This is a genomic window from Dietzia cinnamea NBRC 102147 (assembly GCF_001571065.1).
GTDB lineage: Bacteria > Actinomycetota > Actinomycetes > Mycobacteriales > Mycobacteriaceae > Dietzia > Dietzia cinnamea.
Window position 1 is genome coordinate 74,646 of the sequence record NZ_BCSW01000005.1, and the last position, 20,976, is coordinate 95,621.

The window sequence follows — 20,976 nt, forward strand, 5'->3', positions numbered from 1 at the left end:
GCCGGCGCGCCCCCTTCACGACCCTCCTCATCGAAGGACCCAGGACACCATGAGCAGCAGCCGCGACGCCGCGACGGACGCGGGACGGATCACCCGCGTCGGCGTGGTGGGGGCCGGGCAGATGGGCTCGGGCATCGCCGAGGTCTGCGCGCGCGCCCACGTGGACGTGCTCGTGTGGGAGTCCACCCGCGAACTCACCACCGCCGGCCGCTCCCGGATCCTGCAGTCCCTCGACCGCGGCGTGTCCTCGGGCAAGATCACCGAGCGCGAACGCGAACAGGCCGCCCTGCGCCTGCGCTTCACCACCGACCCGGGCGACTTCTGCGACCGTCAGCTCGTGATCGAGGCGGTCGTCGAGGACTCCGCCGCCAAGTCCGCCGTCTTCCGGCAGCTCGACGAGATCGTCACCGACCCGGGGGCCGTGCTGGCCACCAACACCTCCGCAGTCCCCGTCGCCACCCTCGCCGGGTGCACGGCCCGCCCCGAGCGCGTGCTCGGCATGCACTTCTTCAACCCCGTCCCCGTGCTCCCGCTGGTCGAGCTGGTGAGCACCCCCCAGACCGGCGCCGCCGTCCGCGACCGTGCCAAGGCGTTCGCCGAACAGGTCCTCGGCAAGCAGGTCGTGCATTCCGCCGACCGAGCCGGCGCCGTGGTCAACGCGCTGCTCGTGCCGTACCTGCTCTCCGCCATCCGGATGGCGGAATCCGGCCACGCCACCGCCGAGGACATCGACCGGGCCATGGTCCTCGGCTGCGCCCACCCCATGGGGCCGCTCGCCCTGGCCGACCACGTGGGGCTCGACACGGTCAAGGTGATCGCCGAGGCGATGCACGCCGAATTCGGCGAGCCGCTGTACTCACCGCCCCCGCTGCTCGTGAGCATGGTCGAGTCGGGCCGGCTGGGTCGGAAGACGGGCCAGGGGTTCCACAGCTATCCCGTGCCCCGGGCGATGGCCCGGACCGCGCGCTGAGATGACATCGTCGTCGTCGCCCTCGTCGCCGCACCTCGAACCCACGCGCGCCTCGTCGGTCCTGGGCTACCCGCGCATCGGGCCGCGCCGCGAGCTCAAACGCGCGCTCGAACGGTACTGGCACGGCGACGGCACCCGCGCCGAGCTGCTCGCCACCGGCCGCCGCGTCCGGGAGGCCACCTGGCACGACCTGGGCGCCAAGGGCCTCACGCAGATCCCCGGCAACACCTTCAGCTTCTACGACCACATCCTCGACGACGCCCTGCTCGTCGGCGCGATCCCCGCCCGCTTCCGCGACCTCACTCGCGACCTCACGCCCGTCGACACGGTCTTCGCCCTGGCCCGCGGCCGCGCCGACGTCCCCCCGCTCGAACTGGTCCCGCTGCAGGGGACCTCCTACCTGTACCGCCAGCCCGAGTTCGACGAGGCCTCCGAGCTGGGGCTGCGGCCGGGCGAGCTGCTCGCCGAGGTCGCCCGCGCGCGCGAGCTGGGGCTCGAGATCCGGCCCGTCATCACCGGCCCGGTCTCGCTGCTGCTGCTCGGCAAGGCCTCGCCCGACGCCGCGCCGGGGTTCGCGCCGCTCGACCTGCTCGACCGGATGCTCGAGCAGTACGAGGCGCTGCTCGGCGTGCTGCACGAGGCGGGTGTGACGTGCGTGCAGTTCGACGAGCCCTGCATGACCATGGAGCGCACGCCGGACGAGATCGCCGGGCTGCGCGGGGCCTACGACCGGCTCGCCGCGGTGCCGGCGAGGCCGCGGATCCTCGTCACCGGCGAGTACGGCGACCTCGGGGACGCGCTGCCCGCGCTCGCGGCCACGGGGATCGAGGCGATCGGCCTGGACCTGGTCCACGGGCGGCGGACGGCCGCCGAGCTCGCCGCCGTGCCGGGCCTGGCCGCCAAGCGCCTCTACGCCGGCGTCGTGGACGGTCAGAACGTGTGGCGCACGGACAAGTTCGCGACGCTCGACTACCTGCGCGAGCTGCGGGCCGTGTTCGCCGACGTGGTGGTGTCGACCTCGTGCACGCTGCTGCACGTGCCGTACGACGTGCACGCCGAGACCGACCTGCCGCCCGAGCTCGTGGACTCGCTGGCCTTCGCCGAACAGAAGGTCGCCGAGGTGGTGTCGCTGGCGCACGCGCTCGAGGACGGCCCCACGCCGCGCTGGCGTCCGCTGCCCGTGCTGCCCAGTGCGCGTCGCGAGGACGTGCGCGCGAGGACCGCGCGGGTGGCCGACGACGACAAGGTCCGCGTCCCGTACGACGAGCGGGCCCCCCGGCAGGCCGGCAGGCTGGGTCTGCCGACGCTCCCGACCGCCACCCTCGGCTCGTTCCCGCAGACAGTGCAGATCCGGCGGGCCCGCCGCGACCTGGCGGAGGGGCGGATCGACTACGCCCGGTACTGCGACTACCTCCGCGCGGAGATCGCCGCGGTGATCCGGCTGCAGGAGGACATCGGACTGGACGTGCTCGTCCACGGCGAGGTCGAGCGCAACGACATGGTGCAGTACTTCGCCGAACTGCTCGACGGGTTCGCCGCCACCCGCAACGGCTGGGTGCAGTCGTACGGTTCGCGCTGCGTGCGGCCGCCCATCCTCTACGGGGACGTGGCGCGGCCCGCGCCGATGACCGTCGAGTGGACGGGCTACGCGCAGTCGCTCACGGACCGGCCGGTCAAGGGGATGATCACCGGGCCCGTGACGATGCTCGCGCGGTCGTTCTGCCGCACCGACCTCGCGCTGCCCGAGGTCGCCACGCAGCTCGCGCTGGCGGTGCGCGACGAGGTGGCCGATCTGGAGGCGGCCGGCACGGCCATCATCCAGATCGACGAGCCGGCCATCCGGGAACTGCTGCCGCGGCGCGGTGCCGACCGGCGCGCCTACCTCGACTGGGCGGTGGGCACCTTCCGCCTCGCCTCCGCCGGCGCGCGACCCGACACGCAGATCCACACGCACATGACGTACTCGTCGCTGCAGGTGATGACCGAGGCGATCGAGGAGCTCGACGCCGACGTCACCAACATCGTGGCCACCCGCTCGATCGAGTGGGTGCTGGACGCCCTGACCGACCACACCCTGACCCGACAGGTCGCGCCCGGCGTGTACGAGTCGCGCTCGGGGTTCGTGCCGGACATCGACCTGCTGCACGAGCGGCTGCTGCGCGCGGTGGACGCCGTGGGGGTGGAGAGGCTGTGGGCGGTGCCCGACGGCGGGCTCAAGAGCCGCTACACGTGGCAGTTGGAGCCCAGCCTGCGGAACCTGGTGACCGCCGCCCGTCGGATCCGACGGGCGGTTGCCCGGCAGGGGCCGGGGTCTAATAAGATCGGCGCAGAGCAAGTCCCGGGACACGAGCCCGGGATCGGTAGTTGACGAAAGAGGACGACATCATGGCCGGTCAGACGCTCGAGCACACTGGTGCCGCCATCGTCGAGGAGTACTACCCGGAGTACGCGACGAAGGTCGCGCCCACCTACCCGCTGTACTCGACCGAGATCTACGTCGGGTCCGCCATCATCCTGCTGAGCATGAGCATGCTGGGTCTGCCCATCACCGCCATCGGCTACTACACGCAGGACGCCGGCGTCTCGCTCGGCATGGCGGTCGCCGCGGTCGTGGCCACCACCGTCGTGTTCCTCATCGGCCTGTTCGTGTGCATGTACGGCTTCCGTAAGCACGGCCGCGAGGACTCCCACTGACGCTCGACCCGGTGGTCGCCGCCGGGGGACCCGCGCTCAAGGCGGGTGACCCGGCGACCGACGCCGAGCGGAGGTCCGCCCTCCGTCGCATGAAGATGGTGGCGACGGGGTTCCTCGTCGTGGCCGGGGTGATCTACCTCGTCGCCGAATACGCACTGCACAACGGCGCGCCCTCCTGGGTGGGTTACGTCCGCGCCGCCGCCGAGGCCGGGATGGTCGGCGGCCTGGCCGACTGGTTCGCCGTCACCGCCCTGTTCCGCCACCCCCTGGGCATCCCCATCCCGCACACGGCGCTCATCCGCCGCAAGAAGGACCAGCTGGGCACCTCGCTCGGCGGGTTCGTGGGGGAGAACTTCCTCGACCCCGAGATGGTCAGCGAGAAGGTCCGCGGCGCCCGCATCCCCGAGCGCGCCGGCGAGTGGCTCGCCGAGACCGACAATCGCGCCCTCGCCTCCGATCAGGCCGCCAAGGCCATCCGCTCCGTCCTGGCGGTGCTGCGCGACGAGGACGCGGTCGCGATCATCGAACGCACCATCGTGGCCCGGATCGCCGAGCCCGAGTGGGGCCCGCCCGCCGGCCGCATCCTCGCCGAACTCCTCGACGAGGGCCGCCACCTGCCGCTGCTCGACCTCATGGCCGACCGGGCCCACGAATGGGTCGAGGCGCACCCCGAGACGATCGACCGCTGGGTCCGCGAGAAGGCGCCCACCTGGGCCCCCCAGTTCGTCAACGAACTGCTCTCCGACCGCGCCTACCGCGAGCTGCGCGAGTGGACGTGGCAGATCAAGGTCGACAAGCAGCACGCCGTGCGCCTGGCGCTGATCGGGTTCGTCGAGGACTTCGCCCGCGACCTGCAGCACGACCCGTCCACCATGGCCAAGCTCGAGTCGTTCAAGCACGAGGTCATGAACCGCGAGGAGGTGCGCCGCGCCGCTGGGTCGGCGTGGTCGGCCGCCAAGCGGATGATCGTCGAGGCCACCGAGGACACCTCCTCGACGTTGCGGGTCAAGATCGACGACCTCCTGCGCCGCCTCGCCGAGATGCTCGTCGGTGACGAGAAGATGCGCTCGCGGCTCGACGACTACATGACCCGCACGGCGCGCTACGTCGCGGAGAACTACGCCGGCGAGGTCACCTCGATCATCTCCGACACCGTCGAACGCTGGGACGCCGACGAGGCCTCCGACAAGATCGAGCTGCTCGCCGGCAAGGACCTGCAGTTCATCCGCATCAACGGCACGGTCGTGGGGGCCCTGGCCGGGCTCGCGATCCACGCGGCCACCGAGCTGCTCTTCTGATCTCCCGGCGGCCCGCCCGCCCCGTCGTGTGACCCATCCCACAGGATCGTCGTACACATAGCGCTTGCTGGAGTTAGCACTCGTTGCTAGCGTTGGGGACAGCCGAGGAGAGACGAACGGTCTGGCCGCAACGGCGGAGGGAGGTGACTCCATGGCCGCACACGATGGTGCTGAACGCGGCGGACCCGCGCACGACGTCACGGGATCCGGCGTACCGGCAGACGAGCCGACAGCAGCAACCCTCGCCCGCCGTAACAAGCCGACGGGTGAGGTGCCGCGCCACACGGATGTCACCGCGCTCGTCGACGGTGACCGGCGTTCGTCCGAATCGCAGGACATCGGGTCGTTCATCCGCGCCCAGCGGGAGGCCGCCCAGGTGTCCATCCGGCAGCTCGCGGAGCGTGCCGGCGTCTCCAACCCGTATCTGAGCCAGATCGAACGCGGGCTGCGCAAGCCGTCCGCCGAGGTCCTGGGTCAGATCGCCCGAGGTCTGAGGCTGTCCGCGGAGGTGCTCTACGCCCGCGCCGGGATCCTCGAACTCAAGCAGGGGAGCCCGGTGAGGGACGCGATCCTCACCGCCCCGGACCTCACAGAGCGACAAAGGGAGGTGCTCGTGGAGATCTACGAGTCGTTCCTGGCGAACAATGCGACCGCAGCCGACCAGGTCGTCGACGTCCCCTGATCCGGGACCTGCCGACGGCGGCCCGCCGGGCCACGTGACACCGCAGATGAGAACACCGCACGACACGAACGAGGAGTCGACATGAGCAAGAAGACCACCGGCAAGAAGTCCACGTCCAAGGCCGAAGAGACCGGCGCCGACGCCTCCCGGGAACCCGCCGTCGGCGGCCCGCTCGGCCAGGCGATCGCCGCCGTGCGGACGCCGGTCTACGCCTACGTCGGGGCCAACGACCTCGCGATCCAGGCGGTCTCCGGGCTCGTGAACGACCTGCGCCGCCGCGCCGAGGACGCCGTCTCCGACGCGCAGTCCAAGGTCACCGAGCGCGTCTCCGACGTCCAGAACCGCATCACCGAGCGCGTGACCGGTGCCCAGGAGCGCGTCAGCGAGGTGCCCGAGCGCGTCCAGTCGCTGCCCGCGGAGGTCGAGGAGCTCGTCAACCGCTTCCGCCCCGAGGAGCTGCGCAAGATCGCCGACGCGTATGTGCAGGTGGCCGCCGGCATCTACGGCGGACTCGCCGCCCGCGGCGAGGACGTCGTGAGCCGACTCCGTGAGGAGAACCCGCAGCTCGAGGCCGGACTCGCCCGCGTCAACGAGCAGGTCGCCCGCGCCGCCGGAGCGGTCGAGGAGCAGCGCGAGCTGGGCGAGGAGGCCCTCGGCACGGTCGCGCGCCAGACCCGGTCGATCGGCGTGAAGGCCGCCGGACGCGTCTCCAAGGCCGCCCGCCAGGCCGCCGAGTCCGCCGGTGACGCCGCCGACACGGCCGCCGAGCGCGTCGACGAGGTGGCCGACCGGGTCGACCGGACCGCCGACAAGGCCGCCGACCGCGTCGACGAGGCCGCCTCCACGGTCTCCGCCGAGGTCGCCCGCAGCACCGCGGAGGTCGAGGCCCGCACGACCCCGGCCAAGAAGGCGCCGGCGAAGAAGGCCCCGGCCAAGAAGGCGGCGGCCAAGAAGGCGGCGGCCAAGAAGGCGCCCGCGAAGAAGGCCCCGGCCAAGACCACGACCACCACGGCGGCCACGACGACCTCGACCACCGACAAGCCGGTGGCCGCCAAGCCCACGGCCGATGAGGCCGCGGCCGCGAAGGCGGTGGCCAAGACCACCGCCAAGCCGACCGGCGGCAAGCCCGCCGCCACCACGTCGTCGGCGGCCAAGCCCACCGGCGCCGAGGCGAGCGGCTCGAAGGCGGCAAGCTCGGACTCGGACGCGCCCTCGCCGGCCGAGCTCGCCGACAACGACCCGGCGCTGACCACCGCGGATACGCCGTTGCCGCCCGCCGGCACCGATCGCCCCTGACGCGATAGGAACACGCGCCCGGTCCGAAAGGCATTGGCGCCCGGTCGCGAAAGGCACCGACGCCCGGTCGCGTGAGGCACCGCCGCCCCGGCCTGCTCCCTCTCCGAGCCGGCCGGGGCGGCGCGCGTCTCGGACGGGTGTGAACATCATTACGCGGTCGTGTCCGACCGGGCAACTACACTGGGATCCGTGATTGACACGCTTACCGGCACGTGGGGAACTGTCCAGCTCATCATCCAGGGCGCGCTCGTCGTGTGGGCGCTGGCCGGGCTGGTGCTGGCCGCGCTGCCGCCGGCCTCGGCGTACTCCGTGGAGGGGAAGTGGCCCAAGCCGGCATGGATCGCCATCTGTGCTGTCGCCGCCCTGCTGTTCGCCGTCCGGCCGCTCGGTTTCCTCAGCATCATCGCGATGGTGGCGGTGGGCGTGTTCTTCGCCGACGTGCGTCCCGCGGTCGGCGGTCGACGGAGGTGAAGACGCCGGAGGCCGGGCCGCTGCAGCGGATCGAGGAACTGGCCGAGGACTCCGGCACCACCGTGCGCAACATCCGCGTCTACCAGGAGCGCGGTCTGCTGCCCCCGCCCGTCCGCCGGGGACGCACCGCCTTCTACGGGCCGGACCACAAGCGGCGTCTCGCTCAGATCCTGCGTCTCCTCGACCGCGGCTACACGTTCGCCACGATCGAGGAGTTGTTCATCGCCGAACGGCACGGCTTCACGCTCACGGAGCTTCTCGAGCTGGAAGCGGTCCGGCCGACGCGCCGCTCCACCGGTGGGCGCCGGCGACTGCCGCGAGGGGGAGTGGACGCGGTCGCCGGGTTCGAGCTACCGGAGCACCTCCTCGACCGGGGCGAGTCGATCGGCCTCGCCAGCGATTCGGCCGCGGCGGACCACTTCTTCGCCGACCGCTACATGCTGGAGATGTTCCGCGAGCTGATCGTGCTGGGGGTCGGCGAGGAGGGGATCGACAAGATCGGCCACCTGTTCATGGAGGGGCAGAGCACCGCGGCCGAGGCGATCGACGTTCTCGTGCAGACCATGAAGGACGCCGGGATGGACCAGTCGACCATCATCAGGCGGGTGGCCGGCATCCTTCCGCGGGCCGGCGCCGCCGCCCGGCTCATCTTCCTGTCCGCCGCCCAGACCCTGCTCACCGACAGGCACGGCTTCCCCAAGAGTTGAGCGACGTGAGCGCCGGACGGCCGCCGATCGGACGGTCTAGGTGAACACCACGGTCCGGGCACCGTGCACCAGGACCCGGTCCTCCAGGTGCCAGCGCAGCCCGCGGGCCAGCACCAGCTTCTCGGCGTCGCGGCCCTGGCGCACCATGTCCTTCACCGTCGCCGTGTGGTCCACGCGGATGACGTCCTGCTCGATGATAGGCCCCTCGTCGAGGTCGGCCGTCACGTAGTGGCACGTCGCGCCGATGAGCTTCACGCCCCGGACGTGCGCCTGGTGATACGGGCGGGCGCCGACGAAGCTGGGCAGGAAGCTGTGATGGATGTTGATCGCGCGACCGGCCCACCGGGTGCAAAGGTCGTCCGGCAGGACCTGCATGAAGCGGGCCAGGACGATCGCGTGCGGGTCGATGTCGTCGACGAGTCCGGCGACCTGCTCGAACGCCGGGCCCCGCTCGGCGGGGTCGGCCGGGAACGGAACGTGGTGGAACGGCACGCCGTGCGCCTCGGCCATCCCCCGCAGGGTGTCGTGGTTGCCGATCACCGCACGGATGCGGGCGGGGTAGTCACCGCTCTCGACCCGACCCAGCAGGTCGTGGAGGCAGTGGCCCTCCTTGGACACCAGGATGACGACGTCCTTCGGCTCGGACGAGTCGGAGATCTGCCAGTCGGCCTCGGGTCCCAGCTCGCTGGCCACCCGTTCGAAGCGACGGCGGAGTTCGTCGATCTCCATGCCGATCGATTCGGCGTCGACGGACTGGCGGGTGAAGAACCAGCCGGTGTCCTCGTCCGCGTGGTACGCCGCCTCCATGATGGTCCCGCCCAGTTCTGCGAGGAAGGTCGCGATCCGGGCGACGATACCGATGCGGTCGGGGCAGCCCAGCGTGAGGACGAAGCGTCGTGACATGGGTGTCCATTGTGCCACCAGGCGCATCGGCCGCTCCCGCTAGGCTGGCCGGCATGGACGCCACTCCGACCGCTCAGCTCACCCGTGCCCGCGTCGCCTCGATGATCGACCACACCCTGCTCTCGCCTGACGCGTCCCGCGAGGACGTGCAGGCCTGCCTCGACGAGGCCCGCGAGCTGGGCGTCAAGGCCGTGTGTGTCAGTCCGGCGATGCTGCCGGTGCGACCGGACCGGCAGGTCGTCGCCACGGTCGCGGGGTTCCCGTCAGGCAAGCATCATTCGCTGGTCAAGGCGATGGAGGGCCGGCTCGCGGTGGACCAGGGCGCCGCCGAGGTGGACATGGTGATCGATGTGGGCGCCGCCATCGCGGGCCTCGTCGACGAGGTGATGGCCGACGTGCTGGCGATGCGGGACGCCGTGCCGCCGCCGGTGGTGCTCAAGGTGATCCTCGAGACCGCCGCCATCCACAAGGCGCTGGGGGACGAGGCGGGCGACGAGCGGATCGAGGCCCTGTGCCGGGCCGTCGCGCGCGCGGGCGCCGACTTCGTCAAGACCTCCACCGGCTTCCACCCCGCCGGCGGGGCGAGCGTGCGCGCGGTCGAGGCGATGCACCGCGCGGTCGGGGGGAAGGTGGGCATCAAGGCGTCCGGCGGGATCCGCGACGCCGACACCGCCCGCGCGATGATCGCGGCGGGCGCCACCCGGCTCGGCCTGAGCGGCACCCGGGCGGTGCTCGACGGGTTCCCCGAGTAGTCCTGCCGTCCGGCCGCTGCTGGTCCGACGCAGGCCTTCACCCAGGGCCCCCGGCGGGTGTCAATCCCGTCCGGTGGTGAGCACCATCTTCCCGGTGGTGCGACCGGTCTCGCCCCGGCGGTGCGCCTCGGCGGCCTGCTCCAGCGGGAACACGTCGGCGATCGTCGCCCGCAGCGACCCCTGCTCGACGAGGTCGGTGATCGAGAGCAGGTCGTGGCGCGAGGCGTCGACCAGCATCCGGACGGCCCGCACCCCGAGCCGCTCGGCTTCGCGGTAGAGGTCGTCAGAGCCGACGGGCAGGATCGACACGACGATCCCGCCGGACCGCAGCGTGCGCAGCGACGCCAGCGAGGTCTCGCCGCCGATGGTGTCGAGCACGGCGTCGACGTCCGAGACGGCCTCTGCGATGTCCACCTCGCGGTAGTCGATCGGCTCGTCCACGCCGATCTCCCGCAGGAAGTCGTGCTTCTCCGAGCTGGCGGTGCCGATCACGTGGGCGCCGCGAGCCTTGGCGATCTGCACGGCCACGTGCCCGACCCCGCCGGCGGCCGCGTGGATCAGGACGCGCTGGCCGGGCTGGATCCGTGCGTTCTCGACGAGCGCCTGCCACGCGGTGAGCGAGACCAGCGGCAGCGCGGCGGCCTGCACGTGGTCGAGCGAGGCCGGCTTGGGTGCGAACCAGGCGGCGGGGGCGGTGACGTACTCGGCGTGGGCGCCGTGGCCGAACGGGTACGAGAGCAGGCCGAACACCTCGTCGCCGGGGGAGAACCGCGCGACGCCGATGCCGACCTCCTCGACCACGCCCGACAGGTCCCAACCGAGGACGAACGGCGGCTCGCCGATGAATCCGCCGGTGGCGCGGTGCTTCCAGTCGGTGGGGTTGACGCTGGCGGCCTCGACTCGGATCAGGACCTCGTTGGTGCGGGGAGTGGGGCGGGGGAGGTCGACGACGGCGAGGACGTCCGGCTCACCGAGGGTCTGCTGTTGCACGGCACGCATGGTGGCTTTGTTGGTCATGGCTCCAGGGTGGCAGAATCCCGGGCCCGCCGCCCGGCTCGTCCCGCCCGTCACCCGCCACGCGGGCGCGGTTCAGCACCGTGGCGGCAGCCGGTGCAGTTCCACGTCGCGGAGCTCGCCTCCGGTGATGGCCGCCGTCATGTACGTGTGGTGCGGCTGGCGTCGGCGATCGGTCGGGGAACCGGGGTTGAGCAGGCGCAGGCCGCCCTCCCCGGACGCGCCCTCCCCGGAGCCGCCCTCCTCGGACACTCGCGGCGCGGTGGTGTCCCACGGGATGTGCGAGTGCCCGAAGACCAGGACGTCGGTGTCGGGGAAGGCCCTGGCCATGCGCTTCTCCCGTCCCGCGGACGCGCCGGCCTCGTGGGTGACGGCAAGTCGCACGCCGTCGTGCGTCGCGCGGGCCACCTCGGGCAGACGCTCGCGCAGCTCCGGGCCGTCGTTGTTGCCCCAGCAGGCGATGAGCCGCGCGGAGCGTTCCTCGAGGGCGTCGAGCAGGGCGACGTCCATCCAGTCCCCGGCGTGGATCACCACGTCGGCCGCGTCGACCTCGTCCCAGACCCGGGCCGGCAGGTCGCGGGCGCGGGTCGGGACGTGGGTGTCGGAGATGATGAGCAGGCGCATGGGCCCAGTGTGCCGGGCGCCGCGACAGACAGCCGTCGCGGATCGGTGGCCGCGTCCGGCGGACGAGCCCTGGCAGGTCGACCTCTAGCGGGTCGACTCCAGCACCACGTCGCGGCCGGCCAGGTCCACGGTCATCCCGCCGTCGACCACGCGGACGCCGGTGAGCTCGATGCCCTCGGGCAGGTCGGCGAGCGCGGAATCCATCATCGAGACGGTCCCGCCCAGGATCTCCGAGGGCAGCTGGAACCCGAGGACCGAGGCCTGCTGGGGATCCATCTCGAGGTTGCCGTCGATGAGCCGCGGCGTCACCACGGCCTCGGCGAGCCCGCTGATCGAGACGCGCAGGGTGCCCGCCGCGGGATCGGAGACGATGTCCTGCACCTGGATCAGCCCGCCCAGCAGGCTGTCGCCCACGCCGCCCGCGCCCTCGGACTGGGCGGCCGCGGTCATGGTCTCGTCGGACACGAACGCGGTGCCGGTGAGCGAGTCGATGCGTGAGGTCTCACCCTCGGACCGCACGCCCTCGGCGGTGATGTCGATCGCCGGGACCGGGCCGGTCGCGCCCTCGGCCGGGGCCCCGTCGGTGGTGATGCGGATCGTGCCGAGCGTGCCGGTGACGTACGACAGCAGGACCGGCTGGGGTCCCAGCTCGACCTCGGGGGTGGAGCCGAGCGTGGCGGTGATCTCCTCGCGGAGGTTGTCCTTGATGGCGCCGCGCATCCCGAACTCCAGGCCCACGGCCCCGGCCACCAGCAGCACGATGAGCAGAACGGCGCCGATGACGATCCGGCGGCCCGTGAGACTCCCGCCCCGGGGTTCACCCGCCCCGTCGCCCGGAAGGGGCGCTGCCGCGTCGGCGGGCCGGGCGGCGAACTGCTCGGTGGGAGCGTTCTGCACGCCCGGGTGATCGAAGGCGGGAAGTCGCTGGGTGTCTCTCGGCGGCTGCATCGCTTCCGATTGTCACCGAAAAGGCGTCGGCGTGCAGCACCCACTTCGCCGGGCGGGGGCGTGCGGGCGGTGGGTCAGCGGGCGGCGGTCCAGCGGTTGAGGTGCCGGTACTCGGCCTCGAACAGCCGGTCCAGGTGCGAGACCACCATCTTCTCGAGCTTGCCGCCGAGCAGCGGTACCGACACCTTGACCTGCCCGGACACCGACTCCTCGGCGGCGCCGTCCCGGTCCACTGCGGTCGCGTCGCCGCTGATGAGCCCCAGCCCACCCGCCGCCTCGGCGCGCGCGGATCCGGTGAACGTCCGACCGTCGAAGCCGGAGTAGGTGCTGGTGCGCACGATGGTCAGTTCGCCCGGCAGGAACCTGCGGGCCGAGTCGGGGATGTCGTCCTCCGGGATGTGCTGCGTGATGGTCACGCGGACGCCGTCCGCGGTAGAGGCGAAGTCGTCGAGGCTGTCCTTGTCGGTCCCCACCGCCAGGAGTCGCTCGCGCCAGTACTCCTCGCTGCCGTAGGCCGAGTACACGGTCTCGATGGGGGCGTCGATACGGGCGTTGTGGGAGAAGCGGGTCGCCATGGGGTCCGACCCTACAAGCGCCGGTTACCCTCGGGCGTGTGAACCCGCCCCCGTCCGACCCCGTGCACCCGGCCGCGCAGCGGTCCGCCGGAACCTCCGCGCCGCACCCCGCCGACCCGGTCGTCGCCGAGCTGACCCGCGCCGCCGGCATCACCGCGACCGCCGGCGCGCGGCTGGCCGACCTGACGACCCTGCGCATCGGTGGCCGTCCGCGAGCGCTGCTCGAGTGCGCGACGCCCGAGGCGGTGGTCGCCGCCGTGCGCGCCCTCGACGCCGCCGAGGTCCCGGTGCTGGTGCTGGGCGGCGGGTCCAACCTGGTGGTCGCCGGTGGTGACCTCGACCTGGTGGTGGTGGCCGTGCGGAACCGGGAGGTCGAGTACCTCGCCGGCGCCGACGAGGGCCGTCTCGTCGTGCGCGCCGGTGCCGGGCTGACCTGGGACGACCTCGTCGTCGACACCGTCGGCCGCGGGTACGGGGGGCTGGAGTGCCTGTCCGGAATCCCCGGGTCCGTCGGCGCGACGCCCGTGCAGAACGTCGGCGCGTACGGCGTGGAGGTCGCCCAGATCCTGCACCGCGTGCGGTGGTATGACCGCGCGACCGGCGTCGATGAGTGGGTGACCCCGGAGGCCCTGGGGCTGGCCTACCGCACGTCGGTCCTGAAGAACACCGACCGCGCCGTGGTGCTCGAGGTGGAGCTCCGACTCGACCCCGCGGGGCGCAGCGAGCCGATCCGGTACGCCGAGCTCGCCGGCCGCCTCGGCGTGACGCCGGGCGAGCGGACCGACCCCGCCGTCGTGCGGCGTACCGTGCTGGAGCTGCGGCGCGGCAAGGGGATGGTGCTCGACGACGACGACGAGGACACCTGGTCCGCGGGGTCCTTCTTCACCAACCCGGTGATTCGCGAGGACGAACTCCCCACGGTGCGGTCCCGGGTGGCCGCCCGTCTGGGGTCCGGCCCGGCCGAGCAGATGCCCGCCTTCTCCGCGCCCGGCGGGGTCAAGCTCTCCGCGGGCTGGCTCATAGAGCGGGCCGGATTCGGCAAGGGACACCCTTCGTCGTCGTCCCCCGCCCGCCTGTCCACCAAGCACACGCTCGCGCTGACCAACAGGGGCGCGGCCACCTCCGACGACATCATCGCGCTGGCGCGCGAGGTGCGCGACGGCGTGCGGGAGGCGTTCGGAGTGGAGCTGCACCCCGAGCCCGTGTGGGTGGGCTGCCACATCTGACCGGTCCGCCCGGCCGTGGGATGCCGCCGCCAGCCGCGGGGTGGGCTCCGGCGCGGGTGAGCCCCGGCACCCGCAGGGCAGCGCCGTGACAACCCCGCCGCCCGGCGCGCCGGTCGTCCCTGGCACGCTGGTCCCAGGCCTTCTAAGCTCGTCACGCCCCCGTGCGCCCGCCCGGCGCCGCCGTTTTCCCTGGAGAATCGCCCGTGGACCTGTTCGCGTATCCGGTGTCGCTCGTCATGAAGTTCTGGCACTGGGCGCTGAGCTTCGTGGTGGACCCCGACTCGGGCGTCGCCTGGGTGGGCTCCGTGCTCCTGCTGGTGGTGACCGTGCGCCTGCTGCTCCTGCGGTCCATGTGGCGGCAGCAGTACTCCATGCGCAAGATGGCGCAGCTCGCTCCCAAGATGAAGGAGCTGCAGAACAAGTACAAGGACCGCAAGTCCCCCGAGGACCGCCAGGAGCAGGCCAAGGAGATGCAGGCCCTGTACGCCGACGCCGGGGTCAACCCCCTGGCCGGCTGCCTGCCGCTCCTCGTGCAGATCCCCGTGTTCCTGGGCCTGTACTACGTGCTGCTCAACTTCTCGCCTCCCGGCAAGTCCATCGAGGAGGCCTCGCAGATGACCAACGGGGCGTTCGGCCCCGAGCAGGTGTCGTCGTTCCTCAACGCCGAGATCTTCGGCGTGCCCCTGGCGTCCTACATCCGCATGCCGCAGGAGGTCATGGACTCCCTGCACCCCGGGCTGGTGCGCGAGGACATCCTCATGCTGGCCGTGCCGCTGTTCGTGCTGGCCGGCATCGCGACGTTCATCAACATGTGGAACTCCTTCCGCCGGCAGAAGGCCGCCAAGGCCGCCGAGCAGGCCGCCCTGGCCCGCGTGGACGCCGAGGAGCGCGCCGGCGGCCCGGTCGTCGACGGCGAGGTGCTCGAGGTCGACGGCGAGAAGCCCGCCGCCCCCACGCCCGCCACCACCGGGGCCGGTGGCGCGGCCGCCGGCGCCGGGCCGGACGGCAAGCCGCAGGACTTCCAATCCATGGCCGAGCAGATGACCGAGTCGATGAACCAGTCGATGAAGATCATGATGTACCTGTTCCCGTTCTTCCCGATCGTGGGCGCGTACTTCTTCAACTTCCCCATCGCGATCGGCCTCTACTGGCTCACCAACAACATCTGGACCGCCGTGCAGTCGCATATCTTCATGGAGAAGCTGGAGAAGGAGCTGCCCATGAGCAGCCGCGAGGGCCTTCCCCCCAGCGCCTTCATGTAGTCCGGCTCGAGGCTTCGCCTCTCGCGCCTCCCGCGCCGCACGCACCCCCGCGCCGCCCGCATTCCACGCCTCCCCGCTCCCCGCGCCGCCCGCACCCCGCGCTTCCCCGCACCCCGCGCCGCCCGCACCCCGAGCCCCGCGATTGGATGTACTCAGCGCGGAAATGGACGTAACCATCCAGGCGATTTCGCCGAAAACCCGTGATGGTTACGACCAGAATCGGCCAGGGCGAGGGCGAGGGCGAGGGCGAGGGCGTCAGCCCTGGCGACGCCGAGCGCAGCGCGCCGAAGCCGAGCCGACGGCGGGTGCGAGGGAGACCGAGGCCGCTCCACGACGAACACCCCTCCGAACCATTGCCACTGTCGCGCAGCGGGCGTAGTCTGCTCGGCGTACGTCGGCAGCTGCACGGCGCGACCCCGGGAGACCGGCGCCGCGAGGGGCACGGCCGAGAACCCGAGACGAGGAGACCCGAGGACAGTGCTCGACCCCAGGTGAGACCCGGCCCATCCGCCACCTCCCTGGAGCACGCATGTCATCCCTCGTCCTGTCGGACGTCGCGTACGCGTTTCCCGACGACACCCCGCTCTTCGACGGCCTCGACCTGAATCTCGGTCCCGGCCTCACCTCACTCGTCGGCCGCAACGGCGCGGGCAAGAGCACCCTGCTGCGCCTCATCGCCGGCGAGCTGCGCCCGACTCGCGGATCGATCAGCATCGGAGGCGAGCCCGCCCTGCCGCCCACCGTCGCCTACCTCCCGCAGTTGCTCGCCGACGCGCCCGCGGAACGCACCCTCGCCGACGAGCTCGGCGTGGGCGGGAAGCTGGCGGCGTTGGCGCGGATCGAGGCGGGGGAGGGGGACGACGACGACTTCGCCCGCCTCGCCGACGACTGGTCGATCGCCGAGCGGACGGGCGCGCTGCTCGCCGAGTTGGGCCTGCCCACGGACCTGGGCAGGTCGGTGCTCGCGCTGTCCGGCGGGGAACGCACGCTCGCCGCGCTGGCAGGTCGGCTCCTCGGGCAGCCGCGGGTGCTCCTGCTCGACGAGCCCACCAACAATCTGGACTCGCGGGCGCGAGCGCGGCTGTTCGCGTCGATCGACCGGTTCGTCGCCGGCGGGCAACGCATCGCGCTCGTGGTGAGTCACGACCTGGGCCTGCTCGAGCGGGCCGGGACGACCGTCGAGATGCGGGCCGGCCGATGCCGGGTGTTCGGTGGGCCGTACTCGCACTACCGCGAGGTGATCGGGTCCGAGCAGGCCGCCGCGCTGCAGAGTCTGACCGGGGCGCGCAACGAACTACGCGCACAGAAGCGGGACAAGGTCGAGGCGCAGGTCGTGCTGGCGCGGCGCGAGCGGTACGGCCGGAAGATGGAGGCGAACAAGCGCGAGCCCAAGGTCGTCATGGGGATGCGCAAGCGGCAGGCCCAGGAGTCGGCGGCACGCTACAGGGCCACGCACGCGAAGGGCGTGGAGCAGGCGCAGGAGCGGATGCGCGAGGCCGACGCCGCCGTGCGACGCGAGGAGTTGTTGCGCGTCGACCTGCCCGATCCCGGGCTCCCCGCGGGCCGGGTCGTGCTGGACGCCGACGATCCGGTCGCCGGCCGGATCCACCTCGTCGGCCCGGCGCGGGTACGACTGGCCGGTCCGAACGGCAGTGGAAAGACCACTCTGCTGCGGCGCCTGTTCGGCGAGGGCGTCGCGGGGCCGGGGTCGCGCGGGACCGGCCGCACGCGGGGAGCGGAGGTGGCGAGCGGAGCCAACCGGGGCGACGACGACAACGCCGCCCTCGTCCCGTGGGCCCTGCTGCCGCAGGATCTTCGCGTCGAGCATCCGGAGTGGTCGGTCGTCGACGCGATCCGTGCCGTCCGCCCCGAGGCGCCGGCGGAGGAGGCGCATGCCCACGCGGCGCGGCTGCTCTTCATCGGCGACGCGGGCCTGCGCGGACTCGGTGAACTCTCCGGAGGCGAGCGCCTTCGAGCGGCGCTCGCGGCGAGGTTGTTCGCCCGGCCGGTCCCGCAGCTGCTGGTGCTGGACGAGCCGACCAACAACCTCGACCTGGACGGGGTGCAGGAGCTGGCCGATGCCCTCTCGGGGTGGCGGGGCGCGTTGCTGCTGGTGAGCCACGACGACGGCTTCTGCGACCGCGTGGGGATGGACGACGTGATCGCCCTGAGCTGAGTCGCGACCTGCCCGGGCACGGCGCGAACCGACCGCCCACGCCGGCCCCTTCATCGAGAAGACAGTTTCGCGCACCCTCCTCTCGGCGGATGTGTGCGAAACCGTCTTCTCGACTGCGCTCGACGGCGCCGGCCGCGCCGCGGGCGTGCGTCAGACCGCGCCGCCGGCCACCGACGGCGGGGTGCCGGTGTTGGTGGAGGCGTCGTTCTCGCGGGCGAGGTACTCCTCGATGCGGAACCAGTCGTCGGCCGCGCGCTCGGCGATGGTGACGAGCGTGTTCATGTTGGCGACCTCCTCGACCTGCTCGCGCAGGAACCACAGCATGAACTGCTCGCCGAGAGGGTCGGACTCGGCGCGGGCGGCCTGGAACATGTCCTCGATCTGCCGCGTCACCTGCTTCTCCTGTTCGAGCGCGAGGCGCAGCGCGTCGGCGGGGCCGCTGAACCGGGCCTCCGGGGCGGGGACGGCGGGGATCGTGACGGGGATGTCGCGGTCGAGCATGTACTGGACCATCATCATCGCGTGGTTCCGCTCACCGAGGCTGTGCGAGTAGAAGCGCCCGGCGAGCTGCGGCAGGTCCTGCGCGTCCGCCCACACTGCGATCGCGACGTACTGCTGGCTGGCGGCGAACTCGTGACCGACCTGAGCGGAGAGGAGATCGACGAAGGTGTTCTTGTTCCTGGCCATGGCGGGCCCCTTTCAGTAGGGGGCCAGACTATGGCGAACGCCGACGTTTTACCAGGTCAGATAGCCTAACCTGCCTTTCGATTGGACAGGCTCACCTACTGATGTCAGCTCCGGTGCGCGCGCGTCGCGGAGTGCTGGTCGCGGGGCTTCACCACGATCTGGTCCAGGTTGACGTGCGAGGGCCTGCTGGCCACGAAGCCGACGATCTCCGCCACATCCTGCGCGACCATCGGGGTCAGCCCACGGTAGACGGCGGCCGCCTTGTCGTCGTCGCCGTCGAATCGCACGCGCGAGAATTCGGTCTCGACCATGCCGGGCGCGATCTCGGTGAACCGCACCGGCTGGCCGAGGTGCTCGCCGCGGAGGGTGCGGTGCAGGACGGCCTGCGCGTGCTTGGCGGACGTGTAGCCGGAGCCGTTGTCGTAGGCCTCGATCGCGGCGATCGAGGTGATGGTGATGACAAGCCCGTCGCCCGTCTCGACCAGCACCGGCATGAGTCCGCGCACCATGCGCAGCGTGCCGAGGACGTTGGTCTCCCACATCCAACGCCACTGATCCTCGTCGGCGTCCATCACGCTGGTCGTGCCCTTGGCGCCGCCGGCGTTGTTGACCAGCACGTGCAGCCGGGGGACGGCCGCGCAGAACGCCTCGCACGAGTCCGCGTCGGTCACGTCGAGCGGCATGGCCGTGCCCCCGATCTCGTCCGCCAGCGCCTGCAGCCGCTCGACGCGCCGCGCGCCGATCACCACGTGGAAGCCCATCCGCGCCAGCTCGCGCGCGGTCGCCTCCCCGATCCCGGACGACGCCCCGGTCACCACGGCGACGCGGGTCTCGGCGGGCAGGGCGGACAGGCGGTCGCGGGCGGCGGAGTGCTCGGTCATAGCTTAGAGGGTAAGGGGCGACGGCCGGGTGGGGCGATGGTTGCGGCGGTCGGGGGCGACGACGGTCCCGGGCGGGAGACGAGGCGGCGAGGGAGGATTCGCGCGAGAGAAGCGGCGCGGGAGAAGTGGCGCGTGGGATATGACGACGGCGACCCCGCTGCCGCCTGGAGGTGGGCGACACCGGGTCGTGCGCGTGCGCGGCCTGCCGACTCAGCCGCGACGCAGGCCGGGGAGCATCCCGATCAGTCCGCGGACCGTGCCGCGGGCGATGTCGGCGGTGGAGAAGTAGTCCTGCCACCCGCAGACCAGACCGCCACGGACCTCGAGGCGCCCGCACACCCAGAAGTCGCAGCGGAACGGGCCGACGCCCAGCGTGTCCGTGCGCTCGGTCAGAACGACGTGGGGGGAGCGGGGATCGGTGGGGTCCGAGGGGGCGGACACCGCGAGGTGGTGGGTCTGCACCCCGAAGTGCATGCTGCGGTGCATCGCGGCGATCGCGCTGACGACGGCCCGCTTTCCCCGCATCGTCGGTAGGCCGATGTTCGCCCACCACACGTCGTCGGAGACCAGTTCGGCCGCGGCGGAGGTCGAGCCGGAGGCGAGGGCGTCGAAGAACACCCGGACGACGACGTCGGGGTCCGTTTGCGTGGTGGTGACAGCCATTGGCCCACGATAGTCGCAACCGTCGGTTCCGGGGCGCGCAACGGCACGGTCAGCGACCCACCTGCTCCGGACCCGCTCCAGACTTACGCGTCCGGTCTGGTCCATTCCGGGCGCGTAACCCCGCCGGGGCGAGCAAGCCGAGCGAGCAGATTCCACGCGCAGGCCAAACGGGGCGCGTGGGTCGAGGCGGGACTGGTCGCGTGGGGGCGCATGGCCGCGACCGGCCGTGCGGATGCGGAACTGCTGGCACGATGACCGACATGACCTCAGCCAGCACCCCCTCGTCCACCCAGACCGTCGCCTCCACCGTCTCGTCGGACGGCGCCGCCATCGCCTACCGCGTGCTCGGCGACCCCGCTGCGCGCCCGCTCGTGCTGATCCACGGCTGGGCCCAGTCGAGCGCCTGCTGGGGGCCCGAGCTGCTGGCCGAACTGGCGACCCGATTCCGGGTGGTGCCGATGGACCTGCGCGGCCACGGACACTCCGACGTCGCCGAGGCGGGCTACGACTCGGCCGCCCAGTGGGCCGACGACGTGGAGGCGGTCCTCGACGCCGCCGGCATCGGCGAGGGGGCCGGGGCGATCCTGCTGGGCTGGTCGTACGGCGGGATCGTGGTCTCCGACTACCTGGCCGCGCGCGGCGAGGACCGGGTGGCCGGGATCGTGCTCTGCGGCGCCGTGACCTCGGTCTCCCGCTCCGCCGGCGGCGCGATCGGACCGGCGATGATCGAGGTGACGTCGAACGGCGCGTTCGACGAGGACCCCCGAAAGGCCGTGGCCGCCCTGGCGAGCTTCGGCAGCGCCATGATGCGCGGCGGCGACGGCACCAGCGGCCAGCGGATCTTCGGACTGTCGCTCGCCACCCCGCCGGCGGTCCGCCAGAAGTTGCTCACCCGGCGTGTGGACAACGACGAGACCCTGCGCGGCCTGGGCATCCCCGCGCTGGTGATCCACGGTGAGCACGACGGCGTGGTGCTGCCGTCCGCCGGTCAGGCCAACGCCGAGATGATCCCCGGCGGCCGTTACGTGGGCTTTGCCGAATCCGCCCACGCGCCCTTTCTCGAGGAGACGTCGAAGTTCCTCGCCGAGCTCGACTCCTTCACCGCCGGACTCTGACGCATGACTCTGACGCATGACTCTGACGCCGG

At 72.1% G+C, this 20,976-nt stretch carries 21 protein-coding genes; 13 read left to right on the forward strand and 8 right to left on the reverse strand.

The annotated features are described in order from the left end of the window. Positions 1-49: 49 nt before the first annotated feature. The 8 genes from DCI01S_RS03470 to DCI01S_RS03505 all read left to right on the forward strand — a co-directional run bounded on the left by DCI01S_RS03470 (position 50) and on the right by DCI01S_RS03505 (position 8,118). Complete coding sequence (locus DCI01S_RS03470) at positions 50-970, forward strand: 3-hydroxybutyryl-CoA dehydrogenase (protein ID WP_061227961.1); 921 nt, start codon at positions 50-52, stop codon at positions 968-970. A gap of 1 nt (position 971) precedes the next feature. Then, entirely contained in the window at positions 972-3,338 is a 2,367-nt protein-coding gene (gene metE / locus DCI01S_RS03475; protein ID WP_061227962.1) for a 5-methyltetrahydropteroyltriglutamate--homocysteine S-methyltransferase, read from the forward strand. Between the two features lie 17 nt (positions 3,339-3,355). Next, on the forward strand, positions 3,356-3,664 hold the full coding sequence (locus DCI01S_RS03480) for a hypothetical protein (protein ID WP_061227963.1): 309 nt from the start codon (positions 3,356-3,358) through the stop codon (positions 3,662-3,664). A gap of 11 nt (positions 3,665-3,675) precedes the next feature. Further along, positions 3,676-4,962, forward strand: a complete 1,287-nt coding sequence (locus DCI01S_RS03485; RefSeq protein ID WP_174521510.1) for a DUF445 domain-containing protein — start codon at positions 3,676-3,678, stop codon at positions 4,960-4,962. Between the two features lie 151 nt (positions 4,963-5,113). Further along, on the forward strand, positions 5,114-5,644 hold the full coding sequence (locus DCI01S_RS03490; protein ID WP_174521511.1) for a helix-turn-helix domain-containing protein: 531 nt from the start codon (positions 5,114-5,116) through the stop codon (positions 5,642-5,644). Positions 5,645-5,725: 81 nt separating this feature from the next. Next, on the forward strand, positions 5,726-6,940 hold the full coding sequence (locus DCI01S_RS03495) for a hypothetical protein (RefSeq protein ID WP_061227965.1): 1,215 nt from the start codon (positions 5,726-5,728) through the stop codon (positions 6,938-6,940). Positions 6,941-7,129: 189 nt separating this feature from the next. Beyond that, positions 7,130-7,411, forward strand: coding sequence for a DUF2516 family protein (locus DCI01S_RS03500; RefSeq protein ID WP_061227966.1), 282 nt, complete (start codon positions 7,130-7,132; stop codon positions 7,409-7,411). Then, positions 7,408-8,118 (forward strand): MerR family transcriptional regulator, encoded by a 711-nt coding sequence (locus DCI01S_RS03505; protein ID WP_061227967.1) that lies wholly within the window; start codon positions 7,408-7,410, stop codon positions 8,116-8,118. Before DCI01S_RS03500 ends, DCI01S_RS03505 begins: the two co-directional genes overlap by 4 nt. 36 nt (positions 8,119-8,154) lie before the next feature. Here the strand turns inward: DCI01S_RS03505 and purU are convergent, their stop codons facing one another. Beyond that, positions 8,155-9,021, reverse strand: coding sequence for a formyltetrahydrofolate deformylase (gene purU / locus DCI01S_RS03510; RefSeq protein WP_061227968.1), 867 nt, complete (start codon positions 9,019-9,021; stop codon positions 8,155-8,157). Positions 9,022-9,074: 53 nt separating this feature from the next. Between purU and deoC the strand changes: the two genes are divergently transcribed. Continuing rightward, positions 9,075-9,773: a deoxyribose-phosphate aldolase gene (deoC, locus tag DCI01S_RS03515; RefSeq protein WP_061227969.1), complete on the forward strand. Its 699-nt coding sequence runs from the start codon at positions 9,075-9,077 to the stop codon at positions 9,771-9,773. A 60-nt stretch (positions 9,774-9,833) separates the two neighbouring features. Here deoC and DCI01S_RS03520 read toward each other — a convergent pair whose 3' ends face one another. From DCI01S_RS03520 to DCI01S_RS03535, 4 genes are all read right to left on the reverse strand, one after another. Next, a complete protein-coding gene (locus DCI01S_RS03520) occupies positions 9,834-10,790 on the reverse strand; it encodes an NADP-dependent oxidoreductase (protein WP_061227970.1) in 957 nt (318 codons plus the stop codon). A 72-nt stretch (positions 10,791-10,862) separates the two neighbouring features. Next, on the reverse strand, positions 10,863-11,411 hold the full coding sequence (locus DCI01S_RS03525) for a metallophosphoesterase family protein (RefSeq protein WP_061227971.1): 549 nt from the start codon (positions 11,409-11,411) through the stop codon (positions 10,863-10,865). Between the two features lie 84 nt (positions 11,412-11,495). Next, positions 11,496-12,359, reverse strand: coding sequence for an LmeA family phospholipid-binding protein (locus tag DCI01S_RS03530; protein ID WP_061227972.1), 864 nt, complete (start codon positions 12,357-12,359; stop codon positions 11,496-11,498). A gap of 74 nt (positions 12,360-12,433) precedes the next feature. Continuing rightward, entirely contained in the window at positions 12,434-12,934 is a 501-nt protein-coding gene (locus DCI01S_RS03535) for a DUF2505 domain-containing protein (RefSeq protein ID WP_061227973.1), read from the reverse strand. Positions 12,935-13,083: 149 nt separating this feature from the next. Here DCI01S_RS03535 and DCI01S_RS03540 point away from each other — a divergent pair, with 149 nt between their 5' ends. The 3 genes from DCI01S_RS03540 to DCI01S_RS03550 all read left to right on the forward strand — a co-directional run bounded on the left by DCI01S_RS03540 (position 13,084) and on the right by DCI01S_RS03550 (position 17,598). After that, a complete protein-coding gene (locus tag DCI01S_RS03540; RefSeq protein ID WP_061228010.1) occupies positions 13,084-14,160 on the forward strand; it encodes a UDP-N-acetylmuramate dehydrogenase in 1,077 nt (358 codons plus the stop codon). A 203-nt stretch (positions 14,161-14,363) separates the two neighbouring features. Continuing rightward, positions 14,364-15,422 (forward strand): membrane protein insertase YidC, encoded by a 1,059-nt coding sequence (yidC, locus tag DCI01S_RS03545; protein ID WP_061227974.1) that lies wholly within the window; start codon positions 14,364-14,366, stop codon positions 15,420-15,422. Between the two features lie 529 nt (positions 15,423-15,951). Continuing rightward, complete coding sequence (locus DCI01S_RS03550) at positions 15,952-17,598, forward strand: ATP-binding cassette domain-containing protein (RefSeq protein WP_061227975.1); 1,647 nt, start codon at positions 15,952-15,954, stop codon at positions 17,596-17,598. Positions 17,599-17,748: 150 nt separating this feature from the next. Here the strand turns inward: DCI01S_RS03550 and DCI01S_RS03555 are convergent, their stop codons facing one another. The 3 genes from DCI01S_RS03555 to DCI01S_RS03565 all read right to left on the reverse strand — a co-directional run bounded on the left by DCI01S_RS03555 (position 17,749) and on the right by DCI01S_RS03565 (position 19,829). Further along, positions 17,749-18,285 carry a ferritin gene (locus tag DCI01S_RS03555; protein ID WP_007632120.1) on the reverse strand — a complete coding sequence of 179 codons (537 nt, stop codon included), beginning with the start codon at positions 18,283-18,285 and terminating at the stop codon, positions 17,749-17,751. Between the two features lie 104 nt (positions 18,286-18,389). Continuing rightward, complete coding sequence (locus DCI01S_RS03560; protein WP_061227976.1) at positions 18,390-19,166, reverse strand: SDR family NAD(P)-dependent oxidoreductase; 777 nt, start codon at positions 19,164-19,166, stop codon at positions 18,390-18,392. A 210-nt stretch (positions 19,167-19,376) separates the two neighbouring features. Further along, positions 19,377-19,829 carry a limonene-1,2-epoxide hydrolase family protein gene (locus DCI01S_RS03565; RefSeq protein ID WP_061227977.1) on the reverse strand — a complete coding sequence of 151 codons (453 nt, stop codon included), beginning with the start codon at positions 19,827-19,829 and terminating at the stop codon, positions 19,377-19,379. Between the two features lie 260 nt (positions 19,830-20,089). On the opposite strand from DCI01S_RS03565, the gene DCI01S_RS03570 reads away from it, so the two are divergent. Next, entirely contained in the window at positions 20,090-20,944 is an 855-nt protein-coding gene (locus tag DCI01S_RS03570; protein WP_061228011.1) for an alpha/beta fold hydrolase, read from the forward strand. The last annotated feature ends 32 nt before the right edge of the window (positions 20,945-20,976 follow it).